Raw genomic sequence first — 26926 nt, forward strand, 5'->3', positions numbered from 1 at the left:
GTGGTCGGGTTCGTCAGCGGATGATCCGCTGCACGGGAATCTCGGCGGTCACAAGATCCGCCGGGGTCGGGGGTTGGGTTCCAGGAAGGGATGCGGCGGCCGCGCCGTATCGCATCCCCATACGCAGACGTTCGGCGGGCTCGGCGCCGGCCACATCGGCCAGCAGGTATCCGGCGAGGAGCTGTCGCCCGCGCCCACCGTGCTGACCGCCGTGATGCGGGGGGCCGTTCCCACCCAGACGCCGTCCTCTGTGACCAGCAGCGCACCCGCGGCGCCGAGCGTCACCAGTGCTGCACCGACACGCGGGCCGACGAGGTCCTGCGCGAGAGCGACGATGCCGTCGATGTCGCGCGTGTCGGCGGGAGCGCCGGTCAGCTCGGCGAGCTCATGCTCGTTGGGCTTGATGAGATCAGGGCGGGCCTCGGCCACGGCCGCCGCGAGTGCGGCGCCGGAGGTGTCGACGGCGATGCGAGGAGTCGCATCGCCGTGCGCAGCACGCACGGCGAGGATCGCGCGCACGTAGAAGTCGTCACCCGCACCCGGCGGCAAGGATCCTGCGAGCACGAGCCAGTCGGCACCTGCCGTGGCCGCGACGATCGTCTCGATCAACGCGTCCGCATCCGCCGCGCCGAGCTCGGCGCCGGGCAGGTTGATCTTGGTCGTCGTGCCGTGCGGGTCCGCCAGGGTGAGGTTCGCACGGGCATGGCCGTGCACGGGGACGGACCGCACCGGGATGCCGGTCTGAGCGAGCGCGGCGGCGTAGGGATCCTGGTCGGCCAGCGGAAGCACGGCGAGAGTCGACGTTCCTGCGGCCGCGACGACGCGGGAGACGTTCACGCCCTTCCCACCCGCATCCTCGCGCACGGCGAGGGCGCTCTGCACCTCGCCGACCTGGAGCGGGGTTGCCAGCGAGACGGCTCGATCGAGGGACGGGTTGGCGGTGACGGTGACGATCATGCGACCACCACCTCGATGTCGGCGCGCTCGAGCGCTTCCGCCAGCGCGGCGGGCGGAGCCGCATCCGTCACGAGCACGTCGAGCGCAGCCAGCGGCGCGAACGAGACGAGGAGCTCGAGGTCGAACTTCTGCGCATCGCAGAGCACGACGACGCGACGCGCCGCCGCGACCGCCGCGCGCTTGACGGCAGCCTCTTCCGGATCGGGGGTGCTGAGACCGAACGCGGCGGAGAGTCCGTTGGTGCCGAGGAAGGCGACGTCAGGGCGAAGACCCTGGATCGCGGCGACCGTCGTCGCCCCGACCGCAGCGCCCGTCACGCGACGCACCCGACCGCCCACGAGCGTGAGGTCGATCCCGTCCTGTTCCGCGAGCAGAGGTGCGTGGGCGAAGGAATGCGTGACGACATCCGCGCGCCCTCCGCGCATCGCCAGGGAGGACGGCAGCTCCTGCGCGAGTGCGCCCACCGTGGAACCGGCGTCCAGCAGCACGGATCCGCTGAAGCGATCGCCAAGGAGGTTCAGCGCTGCACGGGCGATGCGCCCCTTCGCATCGCTGCGTTCATGGATGCGTTCGCTGATCGACGTCTCGCGAGTGCTGGAGCGGCCTTGAGCGACCGCTCCGCCGTGCACGCGCTGCAGCACACCGCGCTGCTCCAGGGATGCGAGATCGCGCCTGACGGTCTCTGTGGTGACGTCGAAGCGTTCCGCGAGATCGACGACGACGAGTCGTCCCTCGGCGTCCAAGATTCGCTCGATCGCCGCCTGGCGCTCCGTTGCGTACATGATCCTCCTCGAAGGATCAACACATTACAACACAAAGCCACACAAACAAACGGTCGGGCCAGGTAAAAACCACAGGGGGTCGATCACATGAGCCGAGGGCCCGCCGGCGTGAGCGTGACGATCATCCAACTGCGCTCTCCGTCGGAAGTGCGCCGCAGGCGAGCCCAGTGCCCGGATGAGGTGACGACGGCGTCGCCTCGCAACAGACGCCGTGCGTCGATCTGGCCGAAACCGGCACTCGCGATCGCGAACTCGATCGCCTTGCCGTCGGTGGCGGACATGTCGACACGCACGAACGAGGCGACCACCGCGACGAGAAAGCTCAGGAACCCGCCGAAAGCGAGGATCAGCACTGCGGGCACCACACCCAAGCCGGCGAACGGGATCGTCACCGCCAGGATGGCCGCGACGATCAACGCACCCCCACCCACGATCGCGCAGACGACCGTCACGATCATCCATGTGCGCATTGCCCGCGCTCTGGGCGCGTCGATGACCACCTCACTCGGCTGCATGCCCTCCCCCTCGTTCCGCTCCATCCTGAGTCATCGCCTCCTGACGGCCCCGCCTCTTGACGGGTGGGCGCGTGCACGCAAAACGGTGGCCCGATCCGCGCTGCGGATCGGGCCACCGTTGTGAGGGGTCTCAGGCCTCGCTCATGGCCTGGACGGCCGCCTGACCCTTCGCCGCGTAGTACGCCGCGCGCGCCGCATCCTTGCGCGCCTGCTCGGCGTAGCCGTGCTCGAGCACGTCCTGCGGGACCTCGACGCTCTCGACGTGGTTCACGCCGTGGTACTTCTCGATGTAGGCGTCGAGCTCGGGACCCGACGTCCACGAGGTGATGAGGCAGTAGCGCGGGTCGGTGCCGTTGTGCGTGGCCGCGTGCCAGAGGCGCTGGGTGTCGATGATCAGCTGCGCGCCGGCGGGGAGCGCGATGCGCACCTCGCCACGCGGGTCCGTGCGGTTCTCGCGCAGAACGAAGTAGCTGTCCTTGTCGTCCGTCAGGTTGAAGAAGCCGCGCACGACCCAGCCGGTTCCGTCCGGGTTCAGGCGGTTGTTGTCGTCCTGGTGCAGGTTGTAGAGGCAGTCGCCGTAGGGCGTGGGCTGCAGCTCGATGACACGGCAGCGGCCCACGTTCGCACCGGGCTCCTGCGCGCGGCGCACGAGGTTCGGGGCCTTCGCGACCTGCGAATCGATCCACACGCCATCCTTGTCGGTGCGCGGGGGCTTGTGGTTCCAGAACCCGTTGCACTCGATCTCGCCGAAGGCGCTGGCAAGAGGGGCGAACCGGGTGTCGCCCGAGGACTTCCAGTCGTTGTACTCGATGTCGAGCCACTCCTTGGGATCGAGCTCCTGGTTGTAGCTGTCGAGGACGACGTAGCCGGTCTCCTCGAGAGCGGCGGACTTGATGTAACCCATGACGAATCATGCCTTTCGGTGGGGGGTCAGCGCGTTTTTACTGGCCCAGGTAAGGCCAGCCTACTCGGGCACCTCGGCAATACCCGGGAGGCCCGTTGCCCCGGCCTAGAGTGGTCTGGTCGCCCCGCGCGACGCGCTTCGCCCGCAACGAGATCGAGGATCATGGCCACCGCCACCAACGTCGATGCGACCGCCGTCAACACGATCGCCTGGCTGAGCGATCCCGACCTCGCCATCGTCGTTCCCGTCTACCAACGGCAGTACCGCTGGGACATCGGCGGCTGCGAGCAGCTGCTGGCCGATGTGCGCCAGGTCGCTGACCTCCCGGAGGGGCACACCCACTTCCTCGCCTCCATCCTGTCGTCGCGCGGCGGGGACTCCGACGACGCGGAGCTCGTGCTGATCGACGGCCAGCAGCGCATCACGACCCTGATGCTTCTGGTCGCCGCCCTCGAGCACACCGTGCGAGACAGCGACCCTGCATTGGCGGCACGCCTGCACGAGGTTCTCGTGCGCGGCGGCGAAACCCACCGCACGAAACTGCGCCCTCACCGGGCGTGGGCGGACGTCTTCGAGAGCGTGGTGCTGGATCGACGAGAGGCCGACGCCGAGGATCGCACATCGCGCTTCGACGACAACTACGCGTTCTTCCGCAGCCAGATCCGCCCCGAGGAGGCGCCCCGCATCTGGCGAGGACTCCAGCGTCTCGAGCACGTCGCCATCGCGCTCGGCGCCGATGCCAACGCGCAGCAGATCTTCGAGAGCCTGAACTCGACAGGCGAGCCGCTGCGCGACCACGAGCTCATCCACAACTACATCCTCATGGGTCTGACCCACGCGGAGCAGACCGAGATCGAGGAGCGGTTCTGGCTGCCGATCGAACAGAACACGGGTGAGGCGATCGCGGACTTCTGGCGCCACTACCTGGTGATGCGCACCGGACGCGAACTCACGGGGGGCACGACGCGCGCCGTCTACGACGCGTTCCGCGGCGAGTTCCCGGTCCTCGAAGCCGAGTCCCTGGAGCGGGATGCGGCCGAGTGGAAGGCGTACTCGGAGATCTACCGCGTGCTTCTCGAGCCCGCGCACGCCCCCGACGAGGGTGTCGCCGCGCAGCTTCGCTTCCTCGGCACGTTCGGGCGCGGCACCTTCCCCCTGGTGATGGCCGCCTACCGCGACCATGAGCGGGGCGTCATCGACCGCGACGCACTGATCGAGGCGCTGGAGGATCTGCAGGCGCTTCTGCTGCGCCGGCTGGTCGCCGGTCTCACCAACGATCGGCTCGTCGCGCGTCTCTGTCGTGCACGAGCCGAAGGTCCCGAGGCGCTGAGCCATGCGTTCGGGCGCATCACGCCCTCCGACGAGCGGATGCGGATCGCCCTCAAGTTCACTCCGCTGCCGCATCCCGCCTACGTGCTGGCGCGCCTCGCCGGACGCGACTCCGCGGCGGATCTCGACGTCGAGCACATCGTCCCGCTCGCACCGGGCGACGGCTGGAGCGGCGACGGCGTTCGCACCTGGAGCGAGTTCTCGGAGGACGAGCAGAACAGCCACCGCGCGCTGGCGGCGACACTGGGCAACCTCGCGCTACTCGAGGAACCGCTCGCGGAGCGCGCGCTCGACCGTTCGTTCCCGGACAAGCGCGACCTGTACCGACGCAGCGCCGTCGAGCTGACCGCATCCGTCGCTGACCTCGAGGCGTGGAACACCGCCGCGATCTCCCGGCGCACCGTGGTGCTCATCGAGCAGTTCCTCGCGGTGTGGCGCCGCAGAGCCGATGTGCTCATCGACGACGACGATCTGACCCCCATCCTCGACGCGAAGAAGCGCCGCGGGTTTCCGCCGGGCTGGCAGCAGGAGTGGTCGTACGTGGAGTACCGCGGCGAGCACTGGGAGATCTACGACATCGCGTCCCTGTTCAACCGCATCTTCAAGCGGCTGTGGGCCGATGCCCGTGAGGACCTCCTGTCGTTCAGCGCCCGGCGCGGCGGTCCGGTATACGAGACCCGGGCATGGAACGGCCAGTGGGACGAGCTCGGCGACGGAGCCTTCCTCTACATGGGCTGGGACTCCCGATACATGCTCGCCGCCGTGCAGGGCGTACTCGAAGAGGCGGGGATCGCCGCAGAGGTCTTCGTGAAGTACTCCTACATCGGCAACGCGATGCGCGACTGAGCCGCAGAGCTCAGGCGTCTCGCTGCGGGTCGCGCGCCCGCATCCAGGCACGGTCGTCGGGTCGGCGAGGCGCAGCGACCGGCCTCACGGCGACGGCCGCGGTGATCGCGGCGAGCAGAGCGAGCCCGCACGCCGGCAGTTGCAGGGCGACCTCAGGCCAATCGGCGGGGATGTCGGCGGTCGCCCACACGCCGACGATGACGGCGCCCAACGCCGTCGCCGGGGTGACCCACCAGAAGACGTCGCGGACGAGACCGGGGGCCATCCGGCGCGTCCCGCGCACGCGCCAGGCGACGACGGCGGTCAACCCCAGTGCGACGGCGACGGCGGCGGTCGAGAGCACGATGATCGTGGGAAGCGCCCAGGCCAACTGCTCGGCGTCGCGCGCAGTGGGATCGGGTCCCACCCAGGTGCCCGCGGGGAACTCCAGGAGCACGCCGAGATCCGCATAGAGGCTGTCGGTGGGGTACCCGTACTCGCCGTGCGTGACTCGGAGGGAATGCACACGTGCATCCGACAGCGATTCGTCCGATTCCGTGATCGTGCCCGCCTGCTCGCCGGAGGAGGGCGGCGGCTTCAGCTCCGGCTCCAGCGTGCCGAAGGCATACGAAGAGTCCTTCCAATCGCGCGCATCCTCGGATGTCTCGGGGTCCTCGCGCAACCAGCCGGCAGAGAAGGCCCGCTGGGCGACCTCGTCGTCGACGCGCAGCGTGACGGTGACCGGATCGGGCTCGGACGGATAGGTCCACCCGCTCTCCCACCCGTCGACCAGCGCCGCCCACCGGATGCGGTCGACCGACTCACCCTCTCGCCCCGATGCTCGCGAGGCCTCCCCCGCCACGGCCGGCGAGGTGTACGCGTAGCGCACCTCGACCTCGGCCCGGCCGCTGCGCACCTGGGTCATCGCGGTCGTGATCGTGCCCGCGTCGTCGCGCAGCGACAGATGGAACGGGACGGCCTCACCGTCGACCCGAACCTCGTCGACCTCCAGCCCGAGCGACTGACCCTCGATCGCTGTGCGCACGGGGGTCGCGAACTGCGGCACGCGATGGGATTCGTCGTCGAAGTCCACCACCGCGGTCTGCACGACGTCGAGACGCGGTCGGTCGCCATCCGCGCTGAGGCGCGCGTCGACGTCCACACTGGCGACCTGCGTGTAGAGCGTGCCGGGGTTTTCGAAGTCCCACCGCTCGTACGTCGTGAGCCGAAGGTAGGGATTGGGCATCACGGCGACGAGCACGACCGCACCCGCGACAATCAGGAGAGCGGCGGAGCGCACGAGCAGACGGGGCCACGACAGGAAGTCCGAGGTGCGCCATGCGCGCAGCTCTGCGTCGCCGCCGAGCTCGCGCTCGACGAGCGCAGAGACGCGGCGCCCCGCCTCCCGTGGGTCGGCCACGATCACGGCGTAGGGCAGCAACGCGTCGTCGATCGTGGTGCGCGTCAACATCGAGGTGCGCCGGGCGTAGGCGTCGATGCCCGCCAGATACTGCCGCGCGAGAGCGCCCTTCCGGGTCAACGGGCGGGCGGAGACGGCGATCCACACCACGATGGCCGACACCGCGAGCGAGACGAGCACGAAAACGCCGGGCCACCAGATCACGGCGAGCGTCTCCTGGTGCGAGAGCTGGCGGATGATGGCGAGCTGCACGACGGTCAGCGCGAGCGGCGCGGCGATGAACCAGTCGCGGACGAAGCCGCTCGGGATGCGGCGGAATCCGTCTGCGATCTGGCGCGATCTGGATCGGTCGAGCAGATATCCCGCGCGCGCCCGGAAGCCGTCGCCGACCCGCCCGCTCTGCCGCGCAGCGCGCCCCGCGGCGATCAGGACCGTGCTTTGGGCGGATCGACGTGTGCCGCGCACCGCGGCGACGGCGAGCGCGAGCTCACGGTTGCGGGGGCGTTGCACGATCTGCACGGCCTGTGCGACGGAGACGCCCTTCGGCGGGTCGTACTGCGCGACGTACCAGGGGCGACCGCGCGCATCGCTCCACGCCACGGCACGCGCGGCGATGGCGAAGGGCAGCGTGAGCAGCAGGATCGCCAGCGGCAGGAGCGGACCGAAGGTCTGCAACAGGAACAGGCCGGTCGGCGGCGGCATCGTGAAGGTGCCCTCGGGGAACAGCATCCGGAACCATGCGGTCGCGTGCGGGGGGACGTTCTGGTCGACGGTGAACGCGTACGTCTTCTTGCCCGGCGGCGAGCTGTCCTCGGGCTCGAGCCAGTCCATCCCGCTCACCAGGGTCCAGGCGACGCCGCCGGAAGGTTGACGAACGAGCAGTGCGTCGAGCTCCTCCGGCACCGTCACGCTGACGTCGAGCGCAGCGAACCCCTGCGGCCAGTCCGGGCCGAAGACGCTCCACTCCAGCAGATCGACGCCGTCACCGGTGATGTCATCGGTCGAGGTGTAGGCGAGATCCTGGATGCGGTAGCGCAGCACGAACTCGTGGTCGCCGCTCAGCCGCTCGCCCGTGTCGAGCACGAACGTGAGCCGATCCCCTCGCTCGAGCAGACGAGGTTCGACCGCGACGCCGTCGATCGACGCCGTGACGTCGCGCGGCGCGAGGTCGTGTCCCTGGTACTGGGTCGACAGCACGCGCCGGACGCCCGACTCGTCGACATCGTCGGGGAAGAAGGCCGTGATCGTCTCGACGACCTCCGCCTGCAGCCGCCCGTCATCGTCCCGCGTGAACGTGTAGTCGACGTCGAAGTCCCGCGCGATCCACGTGTCGGTCGCGTGCTCAGCCGAGTCGGTGATCTCCTCCAGCCCGAGCGGCGGGTTGATGATCGGCCCGACCAGGAGGAACGCGGCGATCGCCGTCACGGCGATCCAGAAGCCGCCGATCGTCATGCGAAGCGGGCGGCCGCCGTGCGAGCGCAGCCAGGCCTCCCACCTCAGGAGCCACCGCGACAGCAGAGCCCACAAGGGTGTCGGACGCGGACGGTCGTCGGCGTATCGCTCCTCGCCGTCCGCGCGCGGGGCGAGCTCCCCCGACTCCCCCTCGCCGCTCATCCGACCCAGCGTAGGGGGTCGCGGAGGGCGCCCTACGCCTCTTGTGGACCGCGGGCCAGACGCATGCCGATGTCGTCTCCGCCCGCATCCGGGAGCGCGCCACGACGCGTGGATGCGCGGGCGCTGAACGCATCACTCGCGAAACTTCCCCCGCGGAACACCCGACGATCGTCGTCTGCGGAGGGGTCGAGCAGATCCCAGCACCACTCCCACACGTTGCCGAGCGTGTCGAAAAGCCCGTTGAGATTCGGCATCTTACCGCCCACGCGTTGCGCACGAGCCACACCGTCCGCCGCCGTCCACGCGATCTCCGTCAGCGGACCATAGTGCGCGGCGGCGGACCCGGCGCGGCAGGCGTACTCCCACTCCGCCTCGGTCGGAAGGCGGTAGCCGTCGGCATCCCGGTGCCAGGTGACCTCCGCGCCGTCGAAGACGTAGGCGGGATCCAGCCCCTCCCACTCGGATGCGGCGTTGCACAGACGGACCGCGCGCAGCCAGCTCAGGTCGGTGGCCGGCACTCGCGGATGGCGCACCTCGATGCCGAGCAGCTCGGCGAGGACCTCCTCCGTGACGGGGTACACGCCGATCTCGAAGGCCCCGATCTCGACGGTGCGCCGCGTTCGTCCCCGCGCGTCGCCCAGGACGACGGTTCCGGCATCGAGTGCCCGCATCTCGATATCGACCATCCCGCCACCCTAAACGGTGTGCCGCGCGCTGACCGTGCGCGCACGCTATCCCGGCGCAACACACCCGTAACGGTATACCGCTACTGTCCAGATCATGAGTCAGCGCCGAGTTGTGGCGACTCAGATCCACATTCGGTATACCACCTGGAGACTGCCATGACGTTGACCCTGGTAGACGTACGCCCCTGGGGAGGCAGCCCCGTCGATCTGGTGATCAGGGAAGGGCGCGTCGCGGCGATTCTCCCCGCCGGCACCGCTACGGAAGGACCGATCCTCACAGGCGGCGGGCGGCTCGCACTGCCCGCGTTCACCGACGCGCACGTCCACCTGGACTCGACGCGCATCGGCCTCCCGTTCCGCCCGCACACCGCGCAGCCCGGCTCCCTGTGGAACCAGATCGCGAATGATCGCGCGCACTGGCGCGACGCGGGCGCATCCGTCGCCGATCGGGCAACCGAAACGCTCGGCCGTGCGATCGGCCACGGCATGACACGTGCCCGCGCCTATGCGCAGATCGATGCGGACTGCCGGCTGGAAAGACTGGAAGGCGTGCTCGAGGCCCGAACCCGACACGCGGAACGAGCCGATGTCGAGATCGTGGCATTCCCCCAGGCCGGTCTGCTGCTGGAGCCGGGTGTGCCGGAACTCATCGACGCCGCTCTCCGACACGGCGCCGACGTCGTCGGAGGGATCGACCCCTGCGCGCTGGACGGTGACCCGCGCCGTCACCTCGACATCGTCTTCGACCTCGCGGAGACTCACGGAGTGCGGGTCGACATCCACCTGCACGAGCCCGGTGAACTCGGTCACTTCACCATTCGGAAGATCATCGAGCGCGTGCGCGCGCTCGACTATCGAGGCCGAGTGACGATTGCGCACGCCTTCTGCCTGGCCGATCTTCCCGAGGCGCCGCGCGGAGCGGTGCTCGACGAACTGGCCGAACTAGACATCGCCCTGACCACCATCGCTCCCGGGGGCCGGCTCCAGCCCGCTGTCCGAGATCCTGGCGCGCGGCATCCGACTCGGACTCGGCCAGGACGGTCAGCGCGACTACTGGTCGCCGTACGGGAACACAGACATGCTCGATCGCACCTGGCAGCTCAGCTACGCCGCCGGACTGCGCCGAGACGACGCGATCGAAGAGGCGTTGCACATCGCCACCGTCGGCGGAGCACGCATCCTGGATGCCGAACGCACCGTCGACACGCATCGCGGCTTCGCGGTCGGCGACGCGGCGGATTTCGTACTCCTTGATGCGGAGACGCCGACCTCGGCCGTCATGGATCGTCCCGGCGATCGCACGGTCCTGCATCAGGGGCGGATTGTGGCCGAGACGGGGGTGCTCCGGTGAACACGCTGACTCTGCGGGCACGTTGGGTGCTTGTCTCCGCGGGCGATGACCATCGGCTGCTCATCGATGGCGAGGTGCGGATCGTGGACGACAGGATCGTGGCCGTGGGTCCTGCGTCGGACGAAGCATGCGGCGAGGTCCTCGAACTCGGTGATGCGATCCTCATGCCTGGCCTCATCGACCTGGACGCTCTCGCCGACATCGACCACGCGATTCTCGATTCATGGCACGATCCCGCGGCGGCGCGACGACTGCAATGGTCGGAGCGTCACGCGAGGCGCACCGACCGCGTGCCGGTGCTCGACGCCGCGCAGCGTGCCGTCATGCGGCGTTTCGCCTTCGCGCAGTTGCTGTTACACGGCGTGACGTGCGCGATGCCCATCGCGTCAGAAGTGCACAGCGATTGGGCCGAGACCTTCGATGACGCGGTTCAGATGGTGGAAGCGGCCGAGGATCTCGGTATACGCGTCGTGCTCGGCCCCAGCTATCGCAGCGGCGTGCCCGTCGCCGGCTCCGACGGCAGCCTTCGCATCCACTGGGAGCCGGCACGCGGCGAGGCAGGATTCGCCGACGCCGTGCGTTTTCTGCGGTGGGTCGCCGAGCGCCGTTCACCCCTCGCGTCGGGCGCCCTCCTGCCGTGTCGTGTCGAGACGATGACCGACGACCTCCTCGCCCGCACCGCCGAGGCGGCCGAAGAGTTTGACGTTCCGGTGCGACTGCATGCGCTGCAGGGCCTGGAAGAGCTGCGCCTGCTCCGCGAGCGCGGTACGACCTCGCTCGATCTGATCGAGCAGGCGGGGATGCTGACGGACCGGCTCCTCATCCCCCACGCCATCTATGTCGACGAGAATCCGCGAGCGGGCACGGTCGGCGGCGGATCGTTTCATCGCATCGCCGACGCCGGGGCCACGATCGTGCACTGTCCGCTGACGTCCGCGCGCTACGGCGCGGCGCTGGACCACGTCGACCGTTACCGCGAGGCGGGCGTCGCGATCGCCCTGGGGACGGATTCCTTTCCGCCCGACCTGATCCGCGGCATCGATGTCGGAAGCTCCGTCGCGAAGATCCTCGCCGGGAGGCTGGACGCGGGCGCCCACGCCCACTACATCCGCGCGGCGACGCTCGGCGGGGCCCAGGCGCTCCGGCGGAACGATCTCGGGCGGATCGCCGTCGGCGCGACGGCGGATCTCGTGGCGTTCCGGCTCGACGATGTGCGCGACGGCGTCATCGACGATCCGATCCGCACGCTCGTGCAGCACTCGACAGGCCGAGCCCTTACTCTCTCGATCGTGGGCGGGGTAGTGCGCGTTCGGGACGGAGAGCTCGTGGGTACCGACATGGCTGAGCTCCGCGCGCAGGCGCAGTCGATCTTCGCGCTCCTGAAGCGCGGCTACGGAGAGCGTACGGACGTGCCCGTCTCGACCGACGAGTTGTTCCCGCCGAGCTTTCCGACAGCGTGAGGTCAGAGGGACTCGGCGAGCAGGCTCTTCATCGCGGACAGTGAAGGCTCGCGACCGGCCTCGATATGCGCGTAGACCACCGCTTCGGCGAGGCGCTCGTTCCCGGAGCGGATGGTGGCCGTGATCTCTCGATGCTCCGCGCACGCGACCGAGGAGTCGCGCTGGCGCGTGAGGTAGAACAGCCACGACATCCGGCCGCTCGTCGCACGCATAAGACCCGACAGAAGCGCGTTCTCCGCCGTGTCGACGAGCGCCTGGTGATAGCGCGTGTTCGCATCGGCGACGCCCAGCTCATCGCCCGCTGCCAGCTCGAGCTCGGACTCCGCCTGTATGCGTTCCAGTTCCGCGATCGACCCGCCCTCTCGAACGCGCACCGCGGCGCGCCGGGCGGCCGCGGGCTCCAGGGCAAGACGCGTGTCGAACAGATCGTGCACGAGCCGTGTGTCCCAGCGGGTGACGACCGCGCCACGGCGCGGCAGGGACGCCACGAATCCGTCGACTTCCAGTTGCGGGATCGCTTCGCGCAGGGGAACCCGCGACACCGCGAGGTCCTCCGCCAAACGCTGCTCAGCCAGCCGAGCCCCCTGCGGGATCTCCCCGAGGATGATCCGGCGCCGGAGCGTCTCGTAGATCTGCGCAGACAGCCGTGAATCAGCCACCATGATTCGACTCCTGCCGTTCCCGACCGCGCCCCGCATGGCGATCGATCCGTCCGCTCAGAATAGCCGTGACCGCTGCGCGCACCCGATGATGCTCCGCCTGCGCGTCGCTGCGGACCGCGGACTCGATCTCTGCCGCGATCTGGGACGCGGATCGCCCGTCGGCCGCGACGACCGCCCGGAATCCGAAGCGCCTTTCGTAGGCGGCCGCCGCGTTCAGCAGGCGGATGCGGTCAGCGGGCGGGGCCGTGTCGATGCCGCGCTCCTCACGGGCGGACAATGCGGGACGTGAACCGCCTTCCTCGTCGCCGAACCGACGAAACCCGTCGAGCAGGTCGATGAGGCGCCCCACCGTCAGTGCATCGACGGCCGATCCCACAGCCGTTCGGACGACATCCGAATCCGGAACCGCCGTGTGACGACTCTCCCCCAGCCGACGGGAGATCTCATCGGCGAGATCCGCATCCGCGACGGCGCTGGCGACCGCCTCCGCGATAGAGGGCACCTCGACACCCGCGCGGAGCCCGGCAAGGGTGCGACACAGGACGGCGCGAGCATCCGCCGGCTCCAGCCAGCGAGGGTAGGACGGGATCGCCGCGACGGCGCCGTCGAGGGCCGAACGCACCGCCGTCAGCTCGTGCTCGCTGAGTTCCTCCCCCACGGATGCGGCCAGCGCTCGCGTCTGCGCCGCACTGCTCGCATGGCCCCATACCCACGATACGTGGGCACCCATGGCAGTGGGGACGATGCCGTGCGAGATGGGCGGAAAGGCCGCGTCACCCTGCTGGATCGCCGTCGCCGCGTCCCCGGGCATGTGCTTGAGGTGCGCGTACGATCCGGTCAACGGCTTGAGCTGCGGTACCGGCAGACCCGATTCGGCGGCCACGATGCGCGAGACTTCTGCCAGGCGATCCAACCGCAGACCCGTGTCCACGCCGTGCAGTACTTCGAGCGCGAGGACGACTTCCTCGAGGGGCGCGAAACCCGCTCGATAGGACATCCCGTTGACGGACACGTCCGGCATCGCCCCCTCGGAGACGGCTGCGAGCGCGCCGGCTGTCGCGAGGCCGAACTCGTCGTGGACGTGCATCGTGACGGCGACGTCCTCGCCGACCTCACGGCGGAATCGTTGAACGAAGCTGCGCATGGCCTGAGGCGACAGCGAGCTCGTCGAATCCATCAGATCCAACCGCACCGCTCCCCCGCGCACGGCGTGCCGAGAGACGCGCACCAGTTCGTCGAAATCCCGGAGGCCGACGTGAGCGAGCGTGATGGTGCTGACCACGCCCAGGTCGGCCGCGAGCGCGAGATGGGCGTCGAGCTCTTCCATCTGTCGCGCGGCCGCCTCCGCGTCCGGCGCCGGGACGATGCCGGGCGCGACGTAGCGCGCACCTGCGTCGACGAGCCGCCGCAGTCCATCCGCGGGATCTATCGGAAGCGGGTCACGACCGTTGCCGAGCAGGATGTCGGACCAGACGTTGACCCGCCAGGGCAGTTCCGCGGCGAGGACGGTGCGCATCAGCCGCCAGTCCTGGGGCGTGGGTTCCGTGCTGCCCGCCCAGGTGACGTTCAGACACGTGTCGGTCACGCCCAGATCGACGAGCGCCTCACTGATGCGGAGGAAGCCCGCATCCGAGGTTGCCTGACCTGCCGTGAAGTACGTCTTGCGAAGCGTCGAGTCGAGGATGCGGACGCTGCGAGGAAACTCCTGCGAAGCACGGGTCTCCGGCCAGAAGTTGGCCTCGGAGACGTGGAAGAGTCCGGGCACTGACGCGGTGCGGTCGGGATTGATCACGAGTCCTCCTCACGCGACGGCTGCGCTGCTGACGGGCCACCCGGGACGGTGTTTCGCCGCGGACGGCGGCGCGAACGGACCGAACGAACTCGTGGTCTTTCCCATCCAGACGAGCGACTCCGCCACGCCGACTGCCGCCTGGACACCGTCGATGACGGGGACACCCAGTTCCTGTTCAAGCAGCACGTCGAGCCCCGCCATCCCCGCGCAGCCCAGCACGATCACATCTGCACCGCGCTCCATCAGCGTGCGGGCTTCGACCGCCAGCGCCGCCGCCGTCCGATCCAACGACTCGTGGATCGCAAGAACGGGGATGTCGGCCGCGCGCACGCCGACGCAACGGCGATCCAGTCCCGCAGTCGAAAGGCTGTCCTCGATGCCCGCCACCGTGCTGCGCACGGTGGTCACGACACCGTAGCGGTGACCCAGCAGTCCCGCCGCGAGCGCTGCGGCCTCGGTGATGTCGACGACAGGTGCGCTGAGCAGCTGCCGGGCGCCCTCCCGGCCGTGCTCGCCGAACCCTGCCAAGACGACGGCATCGGCCTCATGCCCCCGCGAGGCGAGCACGTCGAGCACGGCGGCAGCGCTGATGAAGCTCTCGTAGTACCCCTCCGCCGACTCCACGCCCCAGGCCGGCTGGGCCACCTCGATATCGGTGCCGGCGCGCGCGGCGGCGCGTGCGATGACCTCGATCGCCCGGGTCGTCTGGGTCGAGGTGTTGCAGTTCACTACGAGGATTCTCATCTGGCCTCTCCGGGGTTGCATCTCAGCACTGTATACCGTTCAAGAACAGTCAATCAGCCCCGCACAGCTCGATTCCCGTGAATACGCCAGAGTGTCACACGATCGAAACATGGAGCCCCGTGCGTGAAACAAGTTTCTGTATACAGTTAGGCCGCTTCATCCTCCTACCCGACCACCCTCCAAAAGGAGCAGCTCCTGTGAACAGGACCCGAGCAAGACTTCTCGCGCCACTTCCCCTGCTGCTGACTGCCGCACTCTTCGCCACGGCGTGCGCCGCACAAGCGCCCAACTCCGGAGGCAACGCCTCGGCAGCCGGCGACACCACGATCGTGGTGGCAGCACGCAATGAGGTGACGACCCTCGACCCCTCGCAGTCCAGCTACCTGCAGGTCGACGCGGCCGTTGCACCCCTATACGACACATTGCTGCGGTTCGACGACGCCGGACAGCTCGTCGGATCCCTCGCCAGCGACTTCAGCTACAACGACGATGCGACCGCGCTCACCGTCACACTGCGCGACGATGTCCTCTTCCACGATGGCAGCCCGTTGACCGCGGCGGATGTGGTCTACACCCTCGACCGCATCTCGAACATCGGAAGCGGCATCGCCGGCCAGACGGCCGGGTACGTCAGCAGTGAAGCGCCGGACGACCACACCGTCGTCATCTCCCTCGCCGCCCCGGATGCGCTGTTCGCCTCGAAGCTCTCGCGCGTCTACATCCTCAACTCGAAGCTCGTCGCCGCGAACGAGGGCACCGACAACGCACAGAGCTGGCTGCTGTCGCACGATGCCGGCTCGGGAGCGTTCACGCTCGCGTCCAGCGAGCCCGGCACGATCACTTATGAGCGATTCGCTGACTACTTCGACTTCTCCGCGGAGCGGCCCGGCACGGTCGTCCTGCGCCGAGTCGACGAGCTGTCCGCGTCCCGCGACGAGCTTCTGGCCGGGGCCGTAGACGCGACGAGTATCTCCGCCGCGGACATCGACTCCGTCAGCGACGCAGGCTTCCAGGTCGAGCCGGTCGGCTCCAGCATGGCGATGGTCTGGCTCAACAACTCGACCGGGGCGACCGCCGACCCCGCGGTGCGTCAGGCGTTGCGCCTGTCCTTCGACTACGAAGGCGCGCTCGCGGGCATCCGTAGCGGTTCCGGGGAGCTCAACACCACGATGCTGCCGGCAGGGCTCTCGTGCGCCGCCGATCTGCCCGTCGTGCACCAGGATCTCGATGCGGCACGTCAGATCCTCGCGGATGCGGGCAAGTCCGATCTCACTCTCACGATGCGCTACCAGCCCGCCTTCGAAGAGCAGGTACAGGAGGCGACCCTGCTGCAGTCGAACCTCTCGGAGATCGGCGTCACTCTCAATCTGGAGCCGATCGCCTTCGCGGACTACCTCACGACCCTCACCGACTGGAAGAACATCCCCGAGATGATGCTCGCGGGCGAAGGCCTGCCGGTGCCGGACCCGGGCGTCATGCTCACCCAGGTGTACTCCTCGCAGGCGGTCGGCACGAACAAGCCCGCCTACAGCAACCCGCAAGTGGACGCGCTGATCGCGCAGGTCAAGTCGACGCCGGACGCCGACGCACGATGCTCACTCATGAAGCAGATCGAGACCATCCTCGACGAGGACAACGCGTCCATGCCGCTGTACACGAACAACACGAACTGGGCCTTCAGCGACAAGATCGCGGCGCCAGCCTCGGCACCGAAGACGGCATCCGGACAGCTCGCCATCGCCGACCTGCGCGTGGCCGGCTGAGGCGATGACGATGGCACCGGTCCGTATCGCCACCTTCATCCTGCGCAAGGTGGGAGGGGCTCTGCTCACCCTGTTCGTGCTCGTGTCAGCGGTCTTCCTGCTGATCCAGATCACGCCCGGCGATGAAGCGGTAGCTGCGGCCGGTCCCGGGGCGAGCCCCGAGACGATCGAGCGCTTCCGCGAGCAGCTCGGTCTCTCGGGGCCGCTCCTCGAGCGCTACGTCGCGTTCCTGGGGCGCATCGCACGAGGTGATCTCGGCGTCTCGAGCACGAGCAGAGGCCCGGTCATCGATCAGCTGATGGCGACCCTGCCCACCACGGCGGAGCTCGTGATCGTCACGATCGTCTTGTCCATCGCGATCGCCTTCCCCCTCGCGGCGCTGTCGACACTGCGCCCGAGTGGCCGAGCGGAATCGTGGCGCCGACTGCTGATCATCCTCGTGTGCGGGCTTCCTGCGTTCTGGCTCGCACTCATGTTTCAACGACTCTTCGGATCGGTCCTGGGTTGGTTCCCCATCTCCGGCAAGTACACGATCGGCGCCGTCGATGTGCCCCACATCACCGGCTCCACCCTGCTGGATGCGATCCTCGCGGGGGATCCCGTCGCCGCGAGCGACGCGCTGGCTCACATCGCGCTGCCCGCGATCGTGCTCGCGCTCGGTTTCATCGGTCCCGCCTACCGCGTGATCCGAGCGGAGTTCCTCACCGCCAGCCGACACGATTTCGTCCTCGTCGCCCGGGCGACGGGACAGACGAGGCTTCAGGTGCTGCGACGCAACCTCATCCCGCACGTCCTCACCCCGACCCTCATCCTGGTCGGCATCGAGTTCGGCAGTCTCTTCGGCGGCGCGGTGCTCGTCGAGTCGATCTTCGGCCGCGACGGGTTGGGTTCCGTCCTGACGAACGCGGTGGCACAGAAGGACTCCAGCGTCGTCATCGGCGGCGTACTCGTCATCGGCGTGATCGTCATCGTGACGAACTCGCTCGTCGACATCATCCAAACGGTCCGCGATCCGCGCCTCCGCCGCGCCGAAATGGGAATCTGACATGACCAGACTCGACACGCGCCCCGCGCCGCACGCGCCTCGCCGCACGCGCATCACCGACCGACTCGCAGCGGCACGCTCCACACGGAGGGCGTGGCGGCGGCGCCACGGTCGTGCTGGCTCCCTGCTCGACGCGCTCGGTTTCCTCATCGCCGCGGTCGCCGTGCTCACGGCGATCGTCGGCCCGATGCTGGCACCGGAAGTCTACGTCTCCCACATCGCCGACGCCCGGCTTCCTCCCAGCGTCTCGCACTGGTTCGGCACGGACGACCAGGGGCGCGACGTCTTCTGGCGGGTCGTCGTCGGCGCGCAGACGACGCTCTTCGCCTCCCTCGCGATCGTCGTGCTCTACTCGATCATCGGCGTCATCGTCGCAACCGCTGCCGTGCTGGCACCCCGCGGAATCGGCGACATCATCCTGCGGGGCATCGACGTGATGCAGGCTTTCCCGACGCTCATCTTTGCGCTCCTGATAGCAGCACTCATGGGGCCTTCGCTGACCTCGTCGATCATCGCGCTCGGGGCGACCGGCTGGGTGATCACCGCGCGACTGCTCGCGGGCATCATGCGCGAGACGATGAATGAACCGTTCGTCGAGGCGGCACGGACGCTGGGAGTCAGCACCCCCGCGCTCATGCTCCGCCACGTCCTGCCGAACGCACTACCCGCGCTCTGGGTGAAGTGGGCGGGCGACATGGGCATCACGGTCCTGCTGATCGGCTCGATGTCCTTCATCGGCGCCGGCGCACAGCCGCCGTCAGCCGAGTGGGGCGCGATGGTCGTCGCGGCACGCACGTACATGGGCTCCGCGTGGTGGGCCGCCTTCTTCCCCGGCGTCGCGATCGCCGTCACCTCCATGGGGTTCGCCCTGCTGGGCGACGCTTTCCATCACCGCACGCTGCGGCGCACGAAAGGACATTGACATGATGGACGCGGTCTTGCGGATCGAGGATCTGCAACTGGCGGCCGACTCCGCCGACGGCCCCCTTCCCCTGGTCCACGGCATTGACCTCACCGTGGGCCGCGGTGAGCGGGTGGCCTTGGTCGGAGAATCCGGATCGGGCAAGTCGGTCACGGCTCGCGCAGTTCTGCAGCTCGACGACGGCATCGTCGCGACGGGCCGCATCTGCGTCGGCGAGGACGATGTCCTGGGGATGTCCGAACGTCGCCTGCGTACCGTGCGAGGCCGTCGCGTCGGGATGGTGTTCCAGGATCCCCTCGGCTCCCTGGATCCCCTCCGCCGCATCGGGGACCACTTGACCCCGCTGTTCCGGGCTCGCGGGATGAACCCCGCGGCGGCCCGAAGCGCGACCGTGCGCCTGCTGACGGAACTGGGCGTGCCGGATGCGGGTATGCGTGCACTGGCCTATCCGTACGAGTTCTCGGGCGGGATGCGGCAGCGTGTCGTGATCGCGATGGCGCTGGCCGGCCAACCGGAGCTGCTCATCGCCGACGAACCCACGACCGCCCTTGATGTACGCGTGCAGAAGCAGGTGTTGGAAGTGCTCTCCAACGCGACGGCCGCACGCGGACTCGCCGTCCTGTTCATCACGCACGATGTCGGCATCGTCGCGGGCTTCGCGGACCGCGTCGCCGTCATGTACCAGGGCCGGATCGTCGAAAGCGCGCCCGTCGCCACCTTCTTCCGCGATGCGCGTCACCCCTACACGCGCGGCCTGCTGCGTGCAGTGCCGAGGATCGACATCGACCGCCCGCTCGTCCCGCTCGACCGTGACACGCTCCCGGTGCCCACGCCCGAGAACTCCGTGCTCGTCGAAGTCGGTCCCGACCATTTCGTCGCCCGCGCAGCGCTCGAGGCTCGGATGGGAGTGGCGTGATGCTGCGGATGACCGACATCGACAAGACCTTCCGAACGTTCGGGAAGCCCGACACCGAGGCGCTGCAAGGGGTGTCTCTCGAGGTGCCCGATCACAGCGTGGTCGGGCTGGTCGGCGAATCGGGGTCAGGCAAGTCGACCCTGTTGCGCGTACTCATGCACCTCGAGAAGGCGGATGGCGGCACGGTCACGCTCGACGGCTCCGACGTGCTGCACCTGCGCGGTGCGGGATTGAAGGCGTACCGCCGCGACGTGCAGATGGTGTTCCAGAATCCGATGGGCAGCCTCTCGCCGCGGCGCAACGTGCAGCAGATCGTCGAGGAGGGAATGCTCGTGCATGATCTGCACGGCTCGGCGTCGGGGCGCCGCCGCCGCGTCGGCGAGCTGCTCGAGATGGTCGGGCTGGACCCGTCGGTCGCGTCGCGGCATCCGGCATCGTTCTCCGGAGGTCAGCGTCAGCGGATCGCGATCGCGCGCGCCCTCGCGGTGAACCCCCGTCTGCTCGTGTGCGACGAGGCGGTCTCCGCACTCGACGTCTCGGTGCAGGCGCAGATTCTCAACCTCCTCAAGCAGATGCACCACGATCTCGGGCTGTCGATCCTCTTCGTCGCACATGACCTGGCGGTCGTGAAGTACCTGTGCTCCCGTATCACCGTGCTCCAGCGCGGACGCGTGGTCGAGGAGGGATCCTCCGACGAGATATTCCGACCCCCCCGACACCCCTACACGCGGGAGCTGCTGGCCTCCGTGCCCGTTCCCGACCCCGACAGCGACTGGCTCGCTCGTACCCCCGCCACCCGCGCCCACGAAGGATGACCCATGCGACTCGGTAGTGACGCTCTCAAACTGCCCGGCTCTGCGACGCTGACAGCGCCCGAGCAACTCGAGCGGGCAGCCGCCCGTGGCCTCGACGGCCTCTTCTTCCGCACCATGCTCCACATGACCCCGACGCTGGATCCCGGCGTGCTGCGCGAGACGCGCGCGGTGGCGGATGCCCACGGCCTGTATCTTGAGTCCGGTCTGGGCAAGATCAACCCCTACGGTCTCGCTGAGGCCCCGGAGATCCGGGCTCTGGGCGACGGCGACACCCTCCTCGGTTTCCGAAAGATGATGGAGACCGCCGCAGCCGTCGGCATAAGCGAACTGTGGGTCGCAACGGCGAACTTCAAGCCATACGGCGGGCGATTCGGCTATGACCGGTTCCGCACCGACGTGGACTGGAGCGATCAGCTCGCTGCCGCGGCGAAGTTCGCCCAACGGCTGGCACCGATCGCCCGCGACCTCGGTCTCCACCTCAACGCCGAGACCCACGAGGAGATCACCTCGTTCGAGCTCGTGCGGCTCGTGGAGGAGGTGGGTCCGGACGTGATGGGCATCACCTACGACACGGCTAACCCCCTGCAGCGTGCAGAGCATCCGGCGCTGACCGCCGAACGACTCGCGCCGTACGTTCGGCAGACCCACATCAAGGACGCGGCGCTCTTCTTCGACCCGCAGGGGATCCGGTATCAGATGCGACCCAACGGCCAGGGCGTCGTCGACCTCGCGTGGATCCTGCCGGTGCTGTTCGAACACAACCCCGACCTGAATCTGTCGCTGGAGATCGCGGAGGCGCGGGAGGACGGCGACGTGCCACTGATCACGACCCGACGCGCGACGGGCATCGCCCTCTACGATCCGGAATGGATCGCCGGTCACCCTGACCTCACCGTGCCCGAGCTCGCCCGGTGGCTTTCGCTCGCCCAGGAGTGCGAGAACGCGGTCGTGGACGGGCGCATGATGGCTCCCGCCGCGTATGAGGCACGCACGTTCGGTGCGGACGAAGCTTGGACATGGGTGGACGAGTCGCTCGCCTATGTCCGGGCCACCGCCGCGCAGTCCGGCATTCCCCTCTCCTCGCGTGTCGATGCGTGACGCGCCGATGAGCCCGGGCTTCGGCATCTGTCTCCGCGACGTGCCGCATCCGGAGGGCGCGGACGGCTGGAGCACTGATCTCGTCGGCGCCATCGATGCAGCAGCCGCCCTCGGCGCGAACCTCCTCCATCTCCCTGCGGTGGGTCTGGCGTCGACGGACCTCGATCCGGGTGAGCTCGCGCACGTGCGCGCGGCGGCCCGTGAGAGCGGCGTCAGCCTGTCGGTGGGCCTTCCCGCCGCGCACCCCGACCGGGCTGGCGATCTCTGGGGCGCCGATGTCGGCGCCCCCACGCATCCGTTCGCGCAGATCGAGGCGGCCCGGCTCCTGGGCGCGCAGTCGCTGCACCTCACGGTGGGAACGGACGCGGACCGGTTCCGGGACACTCCGACGTGGGCCGACCAGTTGGAGCGTTCGGTGCCGCTCCTGCGCGAACTGCGTCAGGCGGCGAGCGACATACCCCTCGTCCTCAAGACGCACGAGGAGATGACGACCTACGAAGCCGTGCGGCTCTGCGAGCAGGTGCAGGGGCTTCGGCTCGGGTTCAGCCCCGTGAATGTCCTCGCACGGCTGGAGAGTCCCCTGCGCGCCGCCCAGCGAGTGGCGGCCCTCACCCACACCGTGTTCCTCGACGACTGCGCCGTGGTCCGCGATCCGGCCGGTCTCACGCGCGTCATGCGCGGGCTGGGAGACGGCGCCCTGCCGTGGGACGCGATGCTCGCCCTGCTGCCGCCGGACGCGCCACGGGTCATCGACCTGCACCGTGCCGAGTTGTCGATGCCGGCGTTCGACCCGGCCTGGATCGCGCACGAGCACGAGGCGAGCGTGGCCGAGGTCGCCGAGCTCTGGCGTCTCGCGCAAGCGAGCGCCCCGCGTACGGACCCCCTCACGACGCGGCAGGATGCGGCGTTGCGCTTCGTCGGCGCATCGACTCCAGCCCCCGAGACTGCACATTCGTGACGAGATCACGGGTAATGACAGTGATCTCGTGCGGGAAGTGCAGTCTCGCGGTGCGGAGCGGGCGCCCTAGACGATGCCGCCGACCATCGCGTCGCGGCGGAGCTGTTCGTGGGTCGCATGGAACTTGCCGTCCGACGTCCACCAGGCTTCGTGGCCGGCGGCATCCGGATGCTGCTCGATCACGACGGGCCAGTGCTCCTTGATGTTCTTGAGGTAGTAGCGGATCTCCCCGCCCACCGTGCGCTTCTCGACCTTGTCGAATGCTTCGAGCTGTTCCTTCGTTGGCTCAGTCAAGGGCTGAGCATAGGGGCGGGCACTCGGCGAGCGCGAGCATTGCGCCACACCAGCCAGGCGCACAGGAGTCCCTGCGTCATCACGATCGCGCTGATGGTGGATGCGATGACACCCGCGGACTGATCCGCAGCCGTCAACAGATCGAATCCGGCGTGCCAGATGAGCACCGGCACGATGCTCCAGTGCGCACCCTGCGCCATCCATGTCAGAAGGAACGATCCCGTGACCAGAGCGAGGATCCAGCCGATGATCCCGGCGCCCATGGCGGTGTAGGTGGGGTTGAACAGGAACGCGGGAGCGTGCCAGCCGATCCACACCGCGGCGACGATCAAGGTCGCCCAGAATGCCGACAGCCTGCGCGTGAGCGCGGGCAGGAGCCACCCGCGCCATCCCGACTCCTCCCCCAGCCCGAACGTGACGACCCACACGAGCGCCACGAGCGGCCAGGCCAGGTCGGGCAGCTTCTCTGTCGCGCCGAACCCGGCCAGATCCGGCCACGAGCCGGAGACCGCCGCGGCGACCCCGTACCCGATGAGGAAGTACGCCACGGGCATGCCGACAGCGGCGATCCACCACCGCGCGGCGAACCGCACCGAGAACGCCCGCCGTGCCCATCTCCGCAGCTCCACCCGCCCGCCTTCCCAGAAGGATGCGGCCAGCGCGCCGCAGGAGGGGCCGAGCGACCCGAGGAAGAACGTCCACGGCACCCGACCCAGCCCTCCGGACTGCGCCTCGACGACGAGCGGCGCCCACACGATCCACGTCACGCCGAACGAGACGCACAGGAACACCGCAACACCGCCGCGGCGTACGGCTGTCTCCGGGATGCGGCCCGAGCCGGTCATGTCTCCAGTGCACACCCGATCACGTCGCCGCGCTTCGGCCGCGAGCCGGGAGAATCCGCCGACCCGCAAGAGGGATGCGGCGCGCGCTCGCCCGTTGGATACCACTCGTGAGCGGGGTTGTACACACGGCGCGAGAGACCGACCGTAGGCCATGGACGGCGGCTATCCTCCCTGAGTGGCGCCCGACGCCACGGAATCCGTCGAAAGCGAGCACCACGTGAGTCTTCTCCGCACGAAATCGGTCGAGCAGTCCATCGCCGATACCGAGGAACCGGAGTTCCGCCTCAAGAAATCGCTCAGCGCGCTCGATCTGACTGTGTTCGGCGTTGGCGTCGTGATCGGCGCGGGAATCTTCACGCTCACGGGACGTGCCGCGCACGAGGTCGCCGGTCCGTCGATCGTCGTCAGTTTCGTGATCGCCGCTATCGCCTGCGCCCTCGCAGCCATGTGTTACGCCGAGTTCGCCTCGACCGTGCCGGTCTCGGGGTCGGCGTACACGTTCTCGTACGCGTCGCTCGGCGAGTTCTTCGCCTGGATCATCGGATGGGACCTCATCCTCGAGATGTTCCTCGGCGCGAGCGTGGTCGCGCAGGGATGGAGCGCCTATCTTGGAGCGTTCCTCGAACAGCTGGGCATCGTGCTTCCGGAGCAGCTCTCGCACGGCGGCGTGGTGGACGTGCCAGCCGTCCTGCTCGTCCTGGTCCTCGGCACCCTGATGACGATCGGCATCAAGGAGTCGCTGCGCGTCAATCTCGTCCTGGTCGCGGTGAAGCTGTTCATCGTGCTGTTCGTCATCGTCGCCGGTCTCATGTTCGTGAACCCGGCCAACTTCACGCCGTTCGTGCCCGCTGCCGAGAGCACCGCATCCGTCTCGGGACTCACGCAGCCGCTGCTGCAGTTCCTCTCGGGCATCGAACCGGCCACCTTCGGGGTCGGCGGGATCCTCGCCGGTGCAGCTTCTCGTGTTCTTCGCCTACATCGGATTCGACGTCGTCGCGACCACCGCGGAGGAGACGCGCCGCCCGCAGCGCGACATGCCGATCGGCATCATCGCCTCGCTCATCATCTGCACGATCCTCTACTGCGCCGTCGCGCTCGTGGTCACCGGCATGGTCTCCTACCGCGACCTCGACCCCGACGCGGCTCTCGCAAACGCGTTCGCGTACCACGGCCAGTCGTGGATGGCGACGGTCATCTCGGCCGGCGCGGTCGCGGGGCTCACCACCGTCGTACTGACGCTGCTCATCGGTGCGACGCGCATCATCTTCGCAATGTCCCGCGACGGGCTGCTGCCTCAGAAGCTCGCACGGGTGCACCCGCGCTGGCGCACGCCGTGGGTCATCTCGATCGTGGTGACGATCATCGTCGCCGTCGTCGCGGGCGTCACCCCCGTGGGCGTGCTCGAGCAGATGGTCAACATCGGCACGCTCTCGGCGTTCGTGCTGGTCTCGGTGGGCGTCGTCGTGCTGCGTCGCACACGCCCCGACCTGAAGCGCGGCTTCCGCGTGCCGTGGAGTCCGGTTCTCCCCATCCTGTCCGCGCTGATCTGCACGTATCTCATGCTGAACCTCTCGGTGGAGACATGGCTGCGCTTCCTCATCTGGCTCGCCCTCGGCGTCGCGATCTACTTCGCGTACTCCCGGCGGCACGCGCGGGTCGGCAGCGGCGACTTCCTGAACCCTGCGACGCCGCGGGTCGTGGCGCCTCCCGAGAAGTGAGCTCGCCCCGGCGTCACAGCGAGGGGTAGGCGGGGAACGCGCACGGCGCCGAGTCGGTCGGGCTGGGCGCCTCCGCATCCGAGACGTGGACCCCGGAGCCGTCCGAGTCCAGCGCCGCTCCCCCGAACACGACGCCGGATGCGGTGATGTCCGCGTCGGAGGCCTGAACCGCGCCCGCGTCCACGTCCACGTCCTCGAGTCGCAGGCGGAGCGGATGCGCGGCGTCCACCCCCTTCAGCACCGAGGTCGCTCCGTGTGGCGAGTTCGTGACGCGCAGTCCTGTCACCACGATGTCTTGGAACCGCGGGACGTTCGGACCGTTCGAGCCGCCGTAGAACGGATCGATGTCGATCGGCGCTTTGACGGCATCGACGCAGATCCGGCGATACGTCACCTGCTGCACGATGCCGCCGACCTTGGGTGAGCTCTTGATGCGGATTCCGGTCGATGCCCCGCTGACGTTGCCGAGCGCGTCGGTGCCGCTGACGGTGTCGTCGGCGACGAGCACGTCGCTCACGCCGGCCGTCGTCTCGCTTCCGATCGAGATGCCGTGGGTTCCGAACAGGTGGTTGCCGAGGATCGAGATGTGCGCTGACGGTTGTGAGCCGGCTTTGACCGCGATGCCGTCATCGCCGTCCATGATCCACGGGTCGGTGATCGTGACGTCCGTCGCTCCGGCCGGGTCGATCCCGTCGGTGTTCCGCGCGGTCGCGGGCGTCTGGATGCGCACGCCCCAGACCGTGAGTCCGTCGGCGTTCTGGAAGGAGACGTGGATGCCCGGAGCGTCGACCAGGTCCACGTCGTGCAGGGTGACATCATCCGACTTCGTGGCCTGGACGAGCCGCGGCACGTTCTGAATCCCGTGGCCCTTCGCCGCCTGCGCGAGGTCCCACCAGCTCTGGGATGCGCCGAGCATCGTCTGTCCCCCGCGGCCGTCGATGCGGCCCTGGCGGCCTGCCGCGTCCGGTGTCGACGCCACCCCGGTGTGCGCGCCGGAGAGCGTCAGCAGCGGCGCACACCCGCCGCCGCCCCTGCCGACCGTGCCGCAGCTTTCCCGGCCCGAGATCTGGTAGTCGGCGGGATTGCGCGAGGCGTAGAGCGTCACGGAGGAGTCGAGCACGAGCACCTCGCCCTGCCGAAGCGTGAGAGGCGCCGTGAGGAAATCCGTCAGCGGTCCGGATGCGGCCAGGCGCACCGCCACGACGGAGTCCGCGGTCTGGGCACAACCGTCCAGCGCCAGCTGGATGCGCGCCGTGTCGGGCGGGGCGGCCTCATCGGCATCGTCGGCAGTGCCGTCGGTCAGGGCGAGCCGAGCTGTGACGGTGGCGCACGTCTGAGCGGGAGCCGCGGGCTCTGAGACCGAGCGCCGGTCGCCCGATGCGAGCGCCGTCGACTCCTGCGTCGAGGTGCCCCGCAGAGCGGCGCAACCGCTGAGAACCACCAGGAGAAGCAGCGCGACCGAGACCGCAGATCGAACCCGCACCGCGGGATGCTCGCAGCATCGCTTATGC

Annotated in this window: 21 protein-coding genes and 3 pseudogenes; 12 read left to right on the forward strand and 12 right to left on the reverse strand. The window is 68.9% G+C overall.

Going from position 1 to position 26926, the window contains the following annotated elements:
- Positions 1-31 precede the first annotated feature (31 nt).
- From AC1VNH_RS03485 to AC1VNH_RS03500, 4 genes and pseudogenes are all read right to left on the reverse strand, one after another.
- Positions 32-957: pseudogene (locus AC1VNH_RS03485) on the reverse strand (1-phosphofructokinase family hexose kinase); the annotation flags it as partial.
- The gene (locus AC1VNH_RS03490; protein WP_483109882.1) at positions 954-1739 is read right to left on the reverse strand and encodes a DeoR/GlpR family DNA-binding transcription regulator; all 786 of its coding nucleotides are present in this window, start codon (positions 1737-1739) and stop codon (positions 954-956) included. The pseudogene AC1VNH_RS03485 and the gene AC1VNH_RS03490, both read right to left, overlap by 4 nt.
- A gap of 83 nt (positions 1740-1822) precedes the next feature.
- Positions 1823-2254: a hypothetical protein gene (locus AC1VNH_RS03495; protein WP_483109884.1), complete on the reverse strand. Its 432-nt coding sequence runs from the start codon at positions 2252-2254 to the stop codon at positions 1823-1825.
- Between the two features lie 130 nt (positions 2255-2384).
- On the reverse strand, positions 2385-3158 hold the full coding sequence (locus tag AC1VNH_RS03500; protein WP_137417202.1) for a hypothetical protein: 774 nt from the start codon (positions 3156-3158) through the stop codon (positions 2385-2387).
- 162 nt (positions 3159-3320) lie between these two features.
- Here AC1VNH_RS03500 and AC1VNH_RS03505 point away from each other — a divergent pair, with 162 nt between their 5' ends.
- Positions 3321-5333: a DUF262 domain-containing protein gene (locus tag AC1VNH_RS03505; RefSeq protein WP_483109886.1), complete on the forward strand. Its 2013-nt coding sequence runs from the start codon at positions 3321-3323 to the stop codon at positions 5331-5333.
- 10 nt (positions 5334-5343) lie between these two features.
- On the opposite strand, the gene AC1VNH_RS03510 is transcribed toward AC1VNH_RS03505, so the two are convergent.
- Both AC1VNH_RS03510 and AC1VNH_RS03515 read right to left on the reverse strand, forming a co-directional pair.
- Positions 5344-8346 carry a hypothetical protein gene (locus AC1VNH_RS03510; RefSeq protein WP_483109888.1) on the reverse strand — a complete coding sequence of 1001 codons (3003 nt, stop codon included), beginning with the start codon at positions 8344-8346 and terminating at the stop codon, positions 5344-5346.
- Between the two features lie 32 nt (positions 8347-8378).
- Entirely contained in the window at positions 8379-9032 is a 654-nt protein-coding gene (locus AC1VNH_RS03515) for a formylglycine-generating enzyme family protein (protein WP_483109890.1), read from the reverse strand.
- Between the two features lie 486 nt (positions 9033-9518).
- Here AC1VNH_RS03515 and AC1VNH_RS03520 point away from each other — a divergent pair.
- From AC1VNH_RS03520 to AC1VNH_RS03530, 3 genes and pseudogenes are all read left to right on the forward strand, one after another.
- Positions 9519-9941 (forward strand): annotated as a pseudogene (locus AC1VNH_RS03520) (amidohydrolase family protein); the annotation flags it as partial.
- A gap of 106 nt (positions 9942-10047) precedes the next feature.
- Entirely contained in the window at positions 10048-10383 is a 336-nt protein-coding gene (locus tag AC1VNH_RS03525) for a hypothetical protein (RefSeq protein ID WP_483112683.1), read from the forward strand.
- Entirely contained in the window at positions 10380-11843 is a 1464-nt protein-coding gene (locus AC1VNH_RS03530) for a chlorohydrolase family protein (protein ID WP_483109892.1), read from the forward strand. Before AC1VNH_RS03525 ends, AC1VNH_RS03530 begins: the two co-directional genes overlap by 4 nt.
- Before the next feature lie 2 nt (positions 11844-11845).
- Here AC1VNH_RS03530 and AC1VNH_RS03535 read toward each other — a convergent pair whose 3' ends face one another.
- Genes AC1VNH_RS03535 through AC1VNH_RS03545 form a run of 3 tightly spaced genes read right to left on the reverse strand, consistent with a single transcriptional unit; the run spans position 11846 to position 15041 of the window.
- Entirely contained in the window at positions 11846-12505 is a 660-nt protein-coding gene (locus AC1VNH_RS03535; RefSeq protein ID WP_483109894.1) for a GntR family transcriptional regulator, read from the reverse strand.
- Complete coding sequence (locus AC1VNH_RS03540) at positions 12495-14297, reverse strand: 2-oxo-4-hydroxy-4-carboxy-5-ureidoimidazoline decarboxylase (protein ID WP_483109895.1); 1803 nt, start codon at positions 14295-14297, stop codon at positions 12495-12497. The genes AC1VNH_RS03535 and AC1VNH_RS03540 overlap by 11 nt, the downstream gene beginning before the upstream one ends.
- Before the next feature lie 9 nt (positions 14298-14306).
- Positions 14307-15041 (reverse strand): aspartate/glutamate racemase family protein, encoded by a 735-nt coding sequence (locus tag AC1VNH_RS03545; RefSeq protein ID WP_483109897.1) that lies wholly within the window; start codon positions 15039-15041, stop codon positions 14307-14309.
- A 197-nt stretch (positions 15042-15238) separates the two neighbouring features.
- Here AC1VNH_RS03545 and AC1VNH_RS03550 point away from each other — a divergent pair, with 197 nt between their 5' ends.
- From AC1VNH_RS03550 to AC1VNH_RS03580, 7 genes are read left to right on the forward strand one after another with little or no spacing between them, the layout of a single operon-like run.
- On the forward strand, positions 15239-16804 hold the full coding sequence (locus AC1VNH_RS03550) for an ABC transporter substrate-binding protein (RefSeq protein WP_483109898.1): 1566 nt from the start codon (positions 15239-15241) through the stop codon (positions 16802-16804).
- A gap of 4 nt (positions 16805-16808) precedes the next feature.
- On the forward strand, positions 16809-17849 hold the full coding sequence (locus AC1VNH_RS03555; RefSeq protein ID WP_483109900.1) for an ABC transporter permease: 1041 nt from the start codon (positions 16809-16811) through the stop codon (positions 17847-17849).
- 1 nt (position 17850) lies between these two features.
- Positions 17851-18771: an ABC transporter permease gene (locus AC1VNH_RS03560; RefSeq protein WP_483109901.1), complete on the forward strand. Its 921-nt coding sequence runs from the start codon at positions 17851-17853 to the stop codon at positions 18769-18771.
- 1 nt (position 18772) lies between these two features.
- A complete protein-coding gene (locus AC1VNH_RS03565) occupies positions 18773-19687 on the forward strand; it encodes an ABC transporter ATP-binding protein (RefSeq protein WP_483109903.1) in 915 nt (304 codons plus the stop codon).
- A gap of 8 nt (positions 19688-19695) precedes the next feature.
- Positions 19696-20502, forward strand: a complete 807-nt coding sequence (locus tag AC1VNH_RS03570; protein WP_483109905.1) for an ATP-binding cassette domain-containing protein — start codon at positions 19696-19698, stop codon at positions 20500-20502.
- A 3-nt stretch (positions 20503-20505) separates the two neighbouring features.
- Positions 20506-21600: a sugar phosphate isomerase/epimerase family protein gene (locus AC1VNH_RS03575; protein ID WP_483109906.1), complete on the forward strand. Its 1095-nt coding sequence runs from the start codon at positions 20506-20508 to the stop codon at positions 21598-21600.
- The gene (locus AC1VNH_RS03580) at positions 21587-22558 is read left to right on the forward strand and encodes a sugar phosphate isomerase/epimerase family protein (RefSeq protein ID WP_483109908.1); all 972 of its coding nucleotides are present in this window, start codon (positions 21587-21589) and stop codon (positions 22556-22558) included. The genes AC1VNH_RS03575 and AC1VNH_RS03580 overlap by 14 nt, the downstream gene beginning before the upstream one ends.
- Positions 22559-22624: 66 nt before the next feature.
- Here the strand turns inward: AC1VNH_RS03580 and AC1VNH_RS03585 are convergent, their stop codons facing one another.
- Positions 22625-22852, reverse strand: coding sequence for a hypothetical protein (locus AC1VNH_RS03585; protein WP_483109909.1), 228 nt, complete (start codon positions 22850-22852; stop codon positions 22625-22627).
- Positions 22849-23697: a CPBP family intramembrane glutamic endopeptidase gene (locus AC1VNH_RS03590; protein ID WP_483109911.1), complete on the reverse strand. Its 849-nt coding sequence runs from the start codon at positions 23695-23697 to the stop codon at positions 22849-22851. The genes AC1VNH_RS03585 and AC1VNH_RS03590 overlap by 4 nt, the downstream gene beginning before the upstream one ends.
- Before the next feature lie 217 nt (positions 23698-23914).
- Between AC1VNH_RS03590 and AC1VNH_RS03595 the strand changes: the two are divergent.
- Positions 23915-25415: pseudogene (locus AC1VNH_RS03595) on the forward strand (amino acid permease).
- A 13-nt stretch (positions 25416-25428) separates the two neighbouring features.
- Here AC1VNH_RS03595 and AC1VNH_RS03600 read toward each other — a convergent pair.
- Positions 25429-26898: a glycoside hydrolase family 28 protein gene (locus tag AC1VNH_RS03600; protein WP_483109913.1), complete on the reverse strand. Its 1470-nt coding sequence runs from the start codon at positions 26896-26898 to the stop codon at positions 25429-25431.
- Between the last annotated feature and the right edge of the window lie 28 nt (positions 26899-26926).

Source organism: Microbacterium sp. KU4F (assembly GCF_056868075.1).